Source organism: Metasolibacillus meyeri, from assembly GCF_003049505.1.
Taxonomy (GTDB): domain Bacteria; phylum Bacillota; class Bacilli; order Bacillales_A; family Planococcaceae; genus Metasolibacillus; species Metasolibacillus meyeri.
The window spans coordinates 1-10,643 of record NZ_PYWN01000128.1; the positions used below are offsets into that span (position 1 = coordinate 1).

The following is a 10,643-nucleotide window of genomic DNA, read 5'->3' on the forward strand; positions in this document are numbered from 1 at the left end:
ATTAGGGAATTATTTGATAAAAATACTTTAACTAAATTCAAGGAAGTAATGTAGATTGAATATTAACATATTTATAAAATTGCAACTGCTTTTTAAACAGTATTAACGGAAATACATACGGTGTATTTTGATTAAGAAAATTAAAAGAACAAGACCTAAGGCACATACTAAATAGTGAAATACCTGAAGCATCCGCTCTGTGAGAGTAGATGCTTTTTTGTGTGGTTGCTATTAGATTTTGTCGCCATTTTTTAAGAAGAAGAACCCTTCAAATTCAACATCCAAGACGTCAGCAATTTTTCGTAAGTCTTGTTCGCTAAAATTATCTTTTTTTAGCTTTGTATTAATGTTTTGTCTTGATTGACCCAATAGCTCTGCTAAGTCCTGAACAGACATATTTTTTCGGCTCAACAGAACTTTAATTTTTTCTCCCATTGTTAAAGCCATTTAAACACCTCCTAGACCTATTATATCATAATTTAAGTTGTCTATGACAATAAATAAATTGCTAATAGCAATATTTATTTTTACAAAATACTTGCTTTTTGCAACTTTTTAATTTACATTGGTAATATAAAAGTTTACAAAACCCCATCAAAGGGAAGCGGTGAATGGACTAGAAATAAACCGCGAATTTATCAAATGAAAGGAGCTGGCACAGATGAAAAAACTCACACATGAGCAAATCATACGTAGCAAGGCGATTTATCACAAACATGCCGCACGGTACAAGGCGAATGGCTATCCAATACGCCGCGCTTTAAGGATGATGGCTTACACATCATTGCTAACACAGACGATTGCAAAGGCTGGTGAAAGGTGTGAGGAAACACGATGAAATCAATTCAGCAACGCCAAATGTACATCAAAGAAAAATATAAACAGCACAACGATAACATTACAGATGTGCATAAGTACCAGCACAGACTTAAATGGCTTATACGCTATCATGCGCTATTAACAGATTTAGAAGTGGCAGAAATTAGACGATGTATAAAGCGCGCTACGCAAAATTAAAGGAGAGTGAAGCAAATGAAACAGGAAGGCTTATTGCTTGATTTAGAAGCAGCATTAAAAATAGCGCACTTCATGCAAGATGAAATGATGTTGGATTTCTTTGATAAGTATGAACCTGCAAAAGAAAAAGAGGACATGTTGCTAGTCGCGTATGATTTCGAGCGTTACCGATATTTTGCTGAGGTGGTAAACGAAAAAATAAACACTGCATTAAAATGTATAGCCGAAATTACATCAAATCAAAAACAGGAGGAACAGGTTAATGAAAGGGATTAAAAATATCGACTTCATCGAAGGGACAAACATAGCCATTTTAGAGGACTACAGCGCGGAACATTGGAATGCGTTAGCAGAGCGTCAAAATACGAAGATGTTCATACAGTTGAACGGACGAATTCCAATCGACTATGCAGAGGTAAGGGCTTGGGTGATGAATGGGGGAACTGTTTATGCGAATGAGTAAGCACTATAAACAGTTGCTTGAAGGTGTGCAAGAGCTGGTGAAAGGGCGCTATCGTGACGACATGAAAATACACTACCGTCTACAGATTATTAGAATAGTGCTAGCACTTAAAAGCGAGAAAGGGCTAAAGTTTGTGTACGACTTTGCGTATGCAGCAATGCGCGGTGATGAAGAAGTATTTGCTAAAGAAATGGAGGAAGCAGAATGAAACAAATAGCAGGCAAAGTGAAATCATTAGTCCAGGACAATGATTTTGAAGTTTATGCACTATCAGCTCAAATGACAGAGCTAAAGGTGGTACAAGGAGCTGTGGGGCGTTTGTTACATCAATTAGATGAAATCACATTCAATAAATGGCATGAGGATAGAGGAATGGCCGCGCATTCAATAGTAGAAATGCAAGATATGATTCGTCTCATTGATATGGCGTTACATCCTTTAGTGAAAGATATGCAAGAAAAGGTCAATAAGGTTGAGGGATATTCAAAAGATTTATTCGACATTATCGTGAAGGGGAGTCCCACAATAAAACAAAAAAAGCCACTGCGCCAACAGTGACTAATGAAAACTAAAAACAATTTGACTATATCAAAAACAGCGAGCGGCTTCAACTATTTTAGTGTGGCTGCTCCTTCATTTAATCAACTAACTAGGAGTGATAGAGCATGCATAAGAAGCACAATCCAGTAGACGAAATGAACAAGCACAAACTTTATATAAAAGCCTATATCCGTTCATTAAAGGCTTGTCCTACAGAGGAAGGGGCTGACCAATCAAAGTATATACCGAAGATTATCTTTTATGGTGTGAGAGCTGTAGGGACGTATCCCAAGCTAAAGAATTATGAAGAAGCGGTCACATGCTTTGAATTTATAGCAGGCTTAAAGGGCATTATGAGCTTGCTCACGCTGCATGAGTTTATGAACATATTCCCAATCGAAAAAACCTTTGACGGCGCTAAATACGAAATAAAGGACTACTATTCAACTGTAGAAGCTATTCAGGAGCTAGGGCTTCAACCACATGAAAGAATCGGTGAAAGAATCCTAGAGTTAATTATAGAGTATATGAATGATGATATTATGCACTTTGCAGTCCAAAGCATGACAGCTATGAGCGCAATACGACGTTTTGACGGTCATTTAGATTTAATGGAGGAATTCATGGCTACACAGGGAATGGACACGCCTAACACGTTCAGAAACAGCAAAGGCGAGGCGATATATGTACGGTATGGGAAGCCTGTAAAGTTGAGGCTCAATAAAAAGCAACATTTGAGGATTGTTAAATAGATGGGGAAGGCACTCACAATAGAACTGTGGGTGCTTTTTAGTTCCAAGTAAAATTGTTAACAAAAGCATTATTACTTATTTATTAGTATAATTTATTTATTAATTGATGGAGGTAAATATTGATGCATAGTTGGCTATTAACAGATGACATTGTAGTTTATTATTATCATCATTATGAAGCTAGTGGTTTAATTTATAATACTTTGCAAGATATTTGTGCAAGGTTAAATATACCTATAAACAGTTTTAAGGCACGTATACGAAATTTAAAGTATGTATTAACAAATGGACAACAGGGTCTATCTAATGTAGCACAACAAACAAAAGAAGTAGCGGAAATGTTTAAATACGCCAAGCAGAATGACCCCAACTTTCAAAATAATTTACAAGCGGTTGTAAATAGAATTTTGAGCTAGAATAAAGCATACACATTGTTGGAAAATGAGAGTATAAAACGCTATATAGACAATCGTAGAGAAGAAATAAAAAAGATTGAAGCCATCAGCCTCAATCCATTAAAACCCGCCCATTCCTACACACACGCCGCCAATTTTTATTAGCCCCAATTCAGCCCCAAAACAACCAAAAACAGTCCCAATTAAATACATCAACTTGCACCATAATACATTAACAAAAATACTTTGAAACCCATCAAACACCGACAATAAAGCAATTTAGATTGAAAAGTTGTACCTTGTTGCGTTAAGATGATACTAACATACGAATCATATAAACATAATAATTTAGGGGACTAGTAAAATTGGAAAATATCGAAATGAATCAAAAGGCTGTTAAAGTGCTTGAGGAATGGGACCCATTTCAATTAGGTGAAGGGAACTATGATACAGAAGCGGCGGATGTCGTTGCTGCTTTGCAAGGGATAGATGACCCAAGCGATTTAGCAAAGGTTATTCAAGCGGTGTATGAGCACTCCTATGAACAGTGGATTCCATTTGAGCATTGCGTCGAAATGGCTTATAAATTAATTGCGATAAAATTTGAAGCAAAATGCATTATATAACAAAAAGGGAATGTGATTTCCTTTTAAAAAAAGCGATTGGGAAGTTTTCTTTTCCCAATCGCTTTTTTTTAACTGATTATACCACGCACTAAAATAACGATAATCGCAATTGGTGCAATATAGCGCACGATGACATACCAAACTATAAATAATAAAGGCGCAGTTTGCAACTCTTGCTGTGCTAGCTGCTTTTGATAATGGTAGCCAGCAAACCACGCAATAAGTAGTGCACCGATTGGCATTGCTATGCTATTCGTTAAATAGTCCATAAAATCAAAGATTGATTTATTGAAAAGCGTTATATTTGATAAGACGCCGAAAGATAAAGCGCTCGGCAAACCGACGATAAAAATAATTGCAGCAAATAACCATGAAGCCTTTTTGCGTAAATGTGTACGTTCACCAATGCTGTTAGAAACAACAACTTCAAGCAAGGAAATCGCCGACGTAATTGTTGCGAATAGTAATAAAATAAAGAAAATAATTAAAAGTATTTGACCAAATGGTAGCTGCTCAAAAACAGCAGGAATCATCATAAAGATAAGTCCAGGACCCTCTGCTGGCGAATAGCCTAGTGCAAATACCGCAGGAAAAATAACAAGTCCTGCAAGCAACGAAATAATAATGTTCATTGTTGCCACATTCACACCAGAGCTAACGATGTTTTCTTCCTTTGGTAAGTATGAGGCATATGTAATCATAATACAAATCCCGACACTAAGAGAGAAAAAGGCTTGACCAAGCGCTAATAAAAAGGTTTCACCATTGAAGTATGACCAATCTGGCACAAACATGAAGCGTACACCTTCCATTGCCCCCTCAAGCGTTAAGGAGCGAATACATAATAAAACGAAAAAGACAAAGAGCAGTGGCATCATCCATTTGCTTGCCACTTCGATACCATCTTTCACACCAGCTTGTACAATGAGTAATGTCATGAGCATAAATGCGCCTTGCGCGATAATGACCTCGATTGGATTTTCGATGACTTGTTGAAATAGCTGTGAGAAATCAACACTTTGTCCCGACAAACGGAATGTTAATGCTCGCATTAAATAGCTTAAAATCCAGCCGCCAACAACGCTGTAAAACGATAAAATTAAACCACTCGTAATTACACCAAGCCATCCGACTAAAAACCATGGGCGATTTGGTGCTTGTTTTTTAAACGATTGAATAGCCCCAGCTTGTCCGCGACGTCCAATCATAAATTCAGCAATTAAAATAGGAAGCCCTAATAGTAATGTGCAAATAATGAATAATAAAATAAAAACACTGCCGCCATTTGTACCAACCATATATGGAAATTTCCATATAGCGCCAATGCCAATTGCGCTACCAGCAGCAGCTAAAATAAAGCCAATCTTTGATGTAAAATGCTCTCGTGAAGCCAAAGAAAACCCTCCTTAATATTTAAAACAAGTATTTATTCTACAACACTTTTTGCAGAAATAAAACTTTATTTGAATCAATGTAACAAAAGTGAGAAAACAATCGTATCATTGCTAGGAAAAACGGAAGGAGGAAGCATTATGGAGCAGTTGCTGTTAAAGCGAGCAGCTAGAGGGGACAAGGAAGCATATGTCGAGCTTGTGCGATTACATTATCAAACAGTGGAAAAATTCTCCTTTCAATGCGGTGTACACAGTAATGATGTGCAAGACGTGACACAGGAAGTGTTTATTAAGTTGCAGCGTTTTTTAGTGCAATTTGATCAAGGGAAATTTACGACATGGATTTATAAAATAACCTTAAATACAGTGCGTGATTATTATCGCAAGGAGGAGCGTGAAAAGCGAAAAAAGGATAAATTGCAGAAGGAGACAGCGCCTGTTGTACAGATGGATACAGAGGATTTAGCGCTACATGAAGCGATTTTCGCATTGGATGAAAAATATCGTATCCCAATCATTCTATATTATTTTCATGAGTGTAAGTATGAAGAAATTGCAGAGGTTTTAGCGATTTCCCTGTCTACAGTAAAAGTGCGCTTAATGCGTGCTAAAGAGCAATTAAAAACCATTTTACAGCAAGGAGGAGCGTACAATGGATGACAAGCAATTCGAAGCACGAATGACGAAGCTAAAAAATCATTATGACCGCATGCCCTCGCTCGTCAATGCTGAAAAAATCACGGCGAATTTGCCAAATCAGCTACCAAGAAAAAGAAAAAAGCGAAGCCTGTGGATTGTATCGCTTGCGAGTGCTTGTATTTTAGCGATATTAGTGCCGCTTTATGCTATACAACAGCAGCAGGAGATGCAAGCGATGAATGAAATCGAGCGTGCAAATATGGAGCGATTCGCTCTAGCGAAAAAGGAGTTCGAAACGTGGCGCCAAGCTTTCGCACCGATTTATAAAGAGGAAAAAGAGCGACAGCGGAAAGCGTTACATCTAACAGAAGAACAATTTCATTCTTTGGCATATGTGCAAAATGCGGAAGCAAGCTATCAATTTTATACAAGTGATGCGTCGATGGCATACTATGCACAAGGAGCTTGGCAGGGACAGTTAACTATTTTTCAAAATGAAACAATCGAAAAATTACGCTCACCAAAATTAATGTTGTTAAAGCAACAACAAGATGATGCTGAAGAAATAAACGATGTGCAAATGTATATCGATAAGGTGAAGGCACTTAGCGAGCTGTATCATTCGATAGCATACACACCTGAAATCATAGCAGCAGCAAAGGACGAGGGTTTTGTCTTAATGGAGCTTGGTGAAAAAAAGCAGCTCGTTTTTGATTACACCACGATTCTAGATGAGTTATTTACGGCATTTTCTCCTGAAACAATCGGCTTTTTTGAAGTCATAAAAGCGGAGCATTATTTTTATGCTGGTGAGCTTGTCGTGCCTTTTAAAGAAGCAGCAAAATCAGCACTTCTTTTAGAGCGAACATTGCTGGATGAACAATATGATCGATATACGCAGCATCTTGCAGGCTATTATGAATTAATGATGCTGAAAATTTTAACTGAGGAATCGAATAAGGAGCTTCTGCAATTTTTAATAGCTGAAAACAGCGCGGTTGCCCCTATTGCGACAACGCTTTTAGAGGACGTTTCAACGAAGGAGCAGCTAGATTATCGAACGATCCACAATGCGCTGTTGGCGAAAAAATATCCATAAGCCTCACTGAAGCGTTCCTTTGTTCTGTATAGTGCATTATGTTATAATTTAACATGACATTTTCGTATATAAGACACAGAAGGTAGGAACGTGTGATGGAAAAACAATACAAAGTAGGTGACGTGCTAACTGGAAATGTAACTGGAATTCAACCATACGGGGCATTTGTAGCGCTAGATGAGCAAACGCAAGGGCTTGTACACATATCGGAAATTACGTATGGGTTTGTAAAGGATGTTAGTCATTTTTTAAAAGTTGGCGATGAGATTACGGTGAAGATATTAGAAATTGAACGTGGATCACAAAAAATTAGCTTGTCAATTCGTGCGTTGCAGGAAGAGCCTACCCATTTCAAAAAGGAACAACGCAAAACATTGCAAGAGCGCCTTGATGAAGATGATGCAGCAGGTTTTCAACCGCTGAAAGATAAGCTACAGGAATGGATTGATCAGTCAGGGCAAAAATAGCAAATCGAATAAGACACACAAAATAGAACCCTCTAACGTTTTGAGGGTTCTATTTTGCTATTTAATCATATTGTTTCCATTTCCTCAGACGATATTGTAAGTTTTGTCTGCTCATACCGAGTGCTGCTGCTGCTTTTGTTACATTGCCATTATGCATTTTCAAAACACTTTGTACGTAAAACACTTCAGCATCACGCAAATATTCATCAAGCGGCAGAAGTTGCTCATCGTTTAAAATCAGGCTTGTTGGTGTATCTACTTGTTGCACTTTAAAGCGGAAATGCAGTGGTAGCATTTCAAATGTGACGACTTCCTCATTCGTTATAACCGCTGCAATTTCATCAAGTAGCAACTCTAATTCCTTCAAGTTACCTGGCCAATCATGGCTCATAAATAGCCGCATTACCTCCGGCGATAGACCTTGAATTGATGAGGCGAAGCGCGCGCGGTGACGAGCAAAATAATCCGTGACAAAAGGCTCGATATCTTCCTTACGCTCGCATAATGGTGGTATGGAAATCGTTAAATTAGCGAAAAAATAATAAAGCTCCTTTAACAATTGTCCATCGCTAATTAAGTCGATTGGGTCACTGCCAATGCTACCGATAATCATATGTTGTGTTACTGACAACTCCTTCAAAATATGAAGCAGTTGTTCTTGCATATCAATCGATAAAAATTCAATGCGTTCAAAGAAGAACGTATAGTTACCACCAGCCTGTAAATGGCTGCGAATTTTTTCTACAATATGTTCATCGCGTCTACTGAAAAATGTAATAAAATCATCGTTATTTGGCAATAATGCATGATGAATGCTTTCGGCAATTAAATCTTTACCAGTGCCAGAATCTCCAATAAGTACAACGGGAATACGGGCATGCGCTGCTTTTTTTGCATGTGTCATTACTTGTTTCATCGCACTAGAAACAGCTGAAATAGAATCGAATGTCAGTGGCTCACCATATCTTCGTAAAGGCTGATATATCAGCTTTTCTAAAGATGTAATATCGCGTGCGAACTCAATTGCACCGATAAGTTTATCTTCATCGAAAATAGGGAATGTGTCATTTAGCGTTGTAATTTCATGACCATCTTTATTGCGATATGTTTGTTTGACATTCATTTCTTTGCGTCCCGTTTGTAAAACGCGCCATAATGTACTATCTTTTTTGCGAAATGCGAAAAGCTCAAAGAGGGAATGGCTTGTCATTTCTTCAAAAGCATAGCCTTCTATCTCTTTCATTTTTGCATTATAAAGCAATGTTTTGCCTTCGGTATCAATTGCGTGAATCCCTACAGAAATATGCTCAATTGCATGTATATAAAAGGGAATGAGTTGTCTTTGCTGCTCAAACAATGCAAGCACCTCAAATTTTCGTAAATTTTTAAAAGATTATACTTGAAAAAAGCAATAATCTTTTGCATTATTATAAATATAAAGTGTGATTAAGTGCAAATTTTTTTTGCACGAAGTGACATTTAAAAATATTATAAAAATTAATTTAGGAGGATTTTTCATGATTCCATATAAACACGAGCCATTCACAGATTTTACACAACAAGAAAACAAAGATGCATATTTAGCTGGCTTAAAATTAGTTGATAGCTACTTAGGTCAAGATTACCCATTAATTATTGGTGGCGAGCGCATCACAACAGAAGACAAAATCGTTTCTTACAACCCAGCTAAGAAAACAGAAGTGATTGGTCGCGTATCGAAAGCTTCACGTGATCTTGCTGAAAAAGCAATGCAAATTGCAGATGAAACATTCAAAACATGGAAAAAAGTAGATCCTGCTATTCGCGCAGACGTATTATTTAAAGCAGCTGCAATTATCCGTCGTCGTAAATTTGAATTCTCAGCTTTGTTAACAAAAGAAGCTGGTAAACCATGGAACGAGGCAGATGCAGATACGGCTGAAGCAATCGACTTCTTAGAATACTATGGTCGTCAAATGCTACGCATTAAAGGTGGTCAACCAGTAGAAAGCCGTCCAGGCGAATATAACCGTTATGATTATATTCCATTAGGAGTTGGTATCGTTATCTCTCCTTGGAACTTCCCATTTGCAATTATGGCTGGTACAACAGTAGCAGCAGTTGTTACAGGAAACACAGTATTATTAAAACCAGCTTCAACAACACCAGTTGTCGCTTACAAATTTATTGAAGTATTAGAAGAAGCAGGCTTACCAGCAGGCGTAGTGAACTACGTACCAGGTAGCGGTGCGGAAGTAGGGGACTACTTAGTGGATCACCCACGCACACGCTTCATCAGCTTCACAGGTTCACGTGATGTTGGTTTACGTATTAACCAACGCGCTTCTGTATTAAATGAAGGTCAAATTTGGATTAAACGCGTTATCGCTGAGATGGGCGGTAAAGATACAATTGTTGTCGATAAAGAGGCAGATCTTGAATTAGCGGCACAATCAATCGTAAAATCAGCATTTGGCTTCTCTGGTCAAAAATGTTCAGCATGTTCACGTGCAGTTATCGTAGAAGATGTCTATGAGCAAGTTGTCAACCGTGTAGAAGAGTTAACAAAAGCGTTAACTGTTGGTGATCCAGCAGATCCATCAAACTTCATGGCAACAGTAATTGACCAAGCGGCATTTAATAAAGTAACAGAGTACATTGAAATCGGAAAAGGCGAAGGACGTCTAGTTGCAGGCGGCACAGCAGATGATTCTGTTGGTTACTTCGTACATCCAACTGTATTTGCAGATGTAGCTCCATCTGCACGTATTATGAAAGAAGAAATCTTTGGACCAGTTGTAGCGATTGCGAAAGCAAAAGATTTCGACGAAGCAATTGAAATTGCAAACGATACAGAATACGGTTTAACAGGTGCTGTTATTACCAGCAACCGCTTCAACCAAGAAAAAGCGCGTGAAGAGTTCCATGTAGGAAACCTTTACTTTAACCGAGGCTGTACAGGTGCTATTGTAGGCTACCAACCATTTGGTGGTTTCAACATGTCAGGTACAGACTCTAAAGCAGGTGGCCCAGACTACTTACAATTACACATGCAAGCAAAAACAACTTCAGAAATGCTTTAACTTAATTCAACATTGTTTTTTTGTATCGAAAGCGAAGCGACAGATACAGAAGTTCCCCATTGCCATAAGAGGCGGGAGAACTGCGAGAAAAGTAATGGAATCAGATGGAGTCCCAAATACTCTGTTGATTTAAGTTAAGCCTCCGGCGGATGTCACAGATTTTGAAGAGGAGGCCTGCACGATGCAGGT

The 10,643-nt window shown here is 38.1% G+C and carries 16 protein-coding genes; 13 read left to right on the forward strand and 3 right to left on the reverse strand.

All coding sequences use genetic code 11. The annotated features are described in order from the left end of the window. Nucleotides 1–231 precede the first annotated feature (231 nt). Nucleotides 232–447, reverse strand: coding sequence for a helix-turn-helix transcriptional regulator (locus C9J34_RS16940; protein ID WP_107841362.1), 216 nt, complete (start codon nucleotides 445–447; stop codon nucleotides 232–234). Between the two features lie 214 nt (nucleotides 448–661). Here C9J34_RS16940 and C9J34_RS22075 point away from each other — a divergent pair, with 214 nt between their 5' ends. The 9 genes from C9J34_RS22075 (at nucleotide 662) to C9J34_RS16980 (ending at nucleotide 3,793) form a co-directional block, all read left to right on the forward strand. After that, nucleotides 662–838, forward strand: coding sequence for a hypothetical protein (locus tag C9J34_RS22075; protein ID WP_193769055.1), 177 nt, complete (start codon nucleotides 662–664; stop codon nucleotides 836–838). Beyond that, complete coding sequence (locus C9J34_RS16945) at nucleotides 835–1,017, forward strand: hypothetical protein (RefSeq protein ID WP_107841363.1); 183 nt, start codon at nucleotides 835–837, stop codon at nucleotides 1,015–1,017. Before C9J34_RS22075 ends, C9J34_RS16945 begins: the two co-directional genes overlap by 4 nt. Before the next feature lie 15 nt (nucleotides 1,018–1,032). Then, complete coding sequence (locus tag C9J34_RS16950; protein WP_107841364.1) at nucleotides 1,033–1,293, forward strand: hypothetical protein; 261 nt, start codon at nucleotides 1,033–1,035, stop codon at nucleotides 1,291–1,293. After that, the gene (locus tag C9J34_RS16955; RefSeq protein ID WP_107841365.1) at nucleotides 1,280–1,480 is read left to right on the forward strand and encodes a hypothetical protein; all 201 of its coding nucleotides are present in this window, start codon (nucleotides 1,280–1,282) and stop codon (nucleotides 1,478–1,480) included. The genes C9J34_RS16950 and C9J34_RS16955 overlap by 14 nt, the downstream gene beginning before the upstream one ends. After that, a complete protein-coding gene (locus tag C9J34_RS16960) occupies nucleotides 1,467–1,688 on the forward strand; it encodes a hypothetical protein (RefSeq protein ID WP_153062647.1) in 222 nt (73 codons plus the stop codon). The genes C9J34_RS16955 and C9J34_RS16960 overlap by 14 nt, the downstream gene beginning before the upstream one ends. Further along, a complete protein-coding gene (locus C9J34_RS16965; protein WP_107841367.1) occupies nucleotides 1,685–2,038 on the forward strand; it encodes a hypothetical protein in 354 nt (117 codons plus the stop codon). The genes C9J34_RS16960 and C9J34_RS16965 overlap by 4 nt, the downstream gene beginning before the upstream one ends. A 107-nt stretch (nucleotides 2,039–2,145) precedes the next feature. Continuing rightward, nucleotides 2,146–2,772 carry a hypothetical protein gene (locus C9J34_RS16970; protein WP_107841368.1) on the forward strand — a complete coding sequence of 209 codons (627 nt, stop codon included), beginning with the start codon at nucleotides 2,146–2,148 and terminating at the stop codon, nucleotides 2,770–2,772. A gap of 122 nt (nucleotides 2,773–2,894) precedes the next feature. Beyond that, a complete protein-coding gene (locus C9J34_RS16975; RefSeq protein WP_107841369.1) occupies nucleotides 2,895–3,188 on the forward strand; it encodes a hypothetical protein in 294 nt (97 codons plus the stop codon). Nucleotides 3,189–3,532: 344 nt separating this feature from the next. Continuing rightward, a complete protein-coding gene (locus tag C9J34_RS16980; RefSeq protein WP_193769056.1) occupies nucleotides 3,533–3,793 on the forward strand; it encodes a DUF1871 family protein in 261 nt (86 codons plus the stop codon). 68 nt (nucleotides 3,794–3,861) lie between these two features. On the opposite strand, the gene C9J34_RS16985 is transcribed toward C9J34_RS16980, so the two are convergent. Next, complete coding sequence (locus C9J34_RS16985; protein WP_107841370.1) at nucleotides 3,862–5,187, reverse strand: sodium-dependent transporter; 1,326 nt, start codon at nucleotides 5,185–5,187, stop codon at nucleotides 3,862–3,864. 135 nt (nucleotides 5,188–5,322) lie between these two features. Between C9J34_RS16985 and C9J34_RS16990 the strand changes: the two genes are divergently transcribed. The 3 genes from C9J34_RS16990 to yugI all read left to right on the forward strand — a co-directional run bounded on the left by C9J34_RS16990 (nucleotide 5,323) and on the right by yugI (nucleotide 7,392). Beyond that, entirely contained in the window at nucleotides 5,323–5,847 is a 525-nt protein-coding gene (locus C9J34_RS16990; protein WP_107841376.1) for an RNA polymerase sigma factor, read from the forward strand. Further along, on the forward strand, nucleotides 5,840–6,925 hold the full coding sequence (locus C9J34_RS16995; protein ID WP_107841371.1) for a hypothetical protein: 1,086 nt from the start codon (nucleotides 5,840–5,842) through the stop codon (nucleotides 6,923–6,925). Before C9J34_RS16990 ends, C9J34_RS16995 begins: the two co-directional genes overlap by 8 nt. Before the next feature lie 95 nt (nucleotides 6,926–7,020). Then, complete coding sequence (gene yugI, locus C9J34_RS17000) at nucleotides 7,021–7,392, forward strand: S1 domain-containing post-transcriptional regulator GSP13 (protein WP_107841372.1); 372 nt, start codon at nucleotides 7,021–7,023, stop codon at nucleotides 7,390–7,392. A 61-nt stretch (nucleotides 7,393–7,453) separates the two neighbouring features. On the opposite strand, the gene C9J34_RS17005 is transcribed toward yugI, so the two are convergent. Beyond that, nucleotides 7,454–8,749, reverse strand: a complete 1,296-nt coding sequence (locus C9J34_RS17005; RefSeq protein WP_107841373.1) for an AAA-type ATPase lid domain-containing protein — start codon at nucleotides 8,747–8,749, stop codon at nucleotides 7,454–7,456. A 160-nt stretch (nucleotides 8,750–8,909) separates the two neighbouring features. Here C9J34_RS17005 and pruA point away from each other — a divergent pair, with 160 nt between their 5' ends. Beyond that, the gene (gene pruA / locus C9J34_RS17010) at nucleotides 8,910–10,454 is read left to right on the forward strand and encodes an L-glutamate gamma-semialdehyde dehydrogenase (RefSeq protein WP_107841374.1); all 1,545 of its coding nucleotides are present in this window, start codon (nucleotides 8,910–8,912) and stop codon (nucleotides 10,452–10,454) included. The last annotated feature ends 189 nt before the right edge of the window (nucleotides 10,455–10,643 follow it).

Excerpts from the sequence above, each read along its gene's own strand:
- C9J34_RS16940 (WP_107841362.1), bottom strand. The coding sequence starts at position 447 with ATGGCTTTAACAATGGGAGAAAAAATTAAAGTTCTGTTGAGCCGAAAA.
- C9J34_RS22075 (WP_193769055.1), top strand. The coding sequence starts at position 662 with ATGAAAAAACTCACACATGAGCAAATCATACGTAGCAAGGCGATTTAT.
- C9J34_RS16945 (WP_107841363.1), top strand. The coding sequence starts at position 835 with ATGAAATCAATTCAGCAACGCCAAATGTACATCAAAGAAAAATATAAA.
- C9J34_RS16950 (WP_107841364.1), top strand. The coding sequence starts at position 1,033 with ATGAAACAGGAAGGCTTATTGCTTGATTTAGAAGCAGCATTAAAAATA.
- C9J34_RS16955 (WP_107841365.1), top strand. The coding sequence starts at position 1,280 with ATGAAAGGGATTAAAAATATCGACTTCATCGAAGGGACAAACATAGCC.
- C9J34_RS16960 (WP_153062647.1), top strand. The coding sequence starts at position 1,467 with ATGCGAATGAGTAAGCACTATAAACAGTTGCTTGAAGGTGTGCAAGAG.
- C9J34_RS16965 (WP_107841367.1), top strand. The coding sequence starts at position 1,685 with ATGAAACAAATAGCAGGCAAAGTGAAATCATTAGTCCAGGACAATGAT.
- C9J34_RS16970 (WP_107841368.1), top strand. The coding sequence starts at position 2,146 with ATGCATAAGAAGCACAATCCAGTAGACGAAATGAACAAGCACAAACTT.
- C9J34_RS16975 (WP_107841369.1), top strand. The coding sequence starts at position 2,895 with ATGCATAGTTGGCTATTAACAGATGACATTGTAGTTTATTATTATCAT.
- C9J34_RS16995 (WP_107841371.1), top strand. The coding sequence starts at position 5,840 with ATGGATGACAAGCAATTCGAAGCACGAATGACGAAGCTAAAAAATCAT.
- yugI (WP_107841372.1), top strand. The coding sequence starts at position 7,021 with ATGGAAAAACAATACAAAGTAGGTGACGTGCTAACTGGAAATGTAACT.
- pruA (WP_107841374.1), top strand. The coding sequence starts at position 8,910 with ATGATTCCATATAAACACGAGCCATTCACAGATTTTACACAACAAGAA.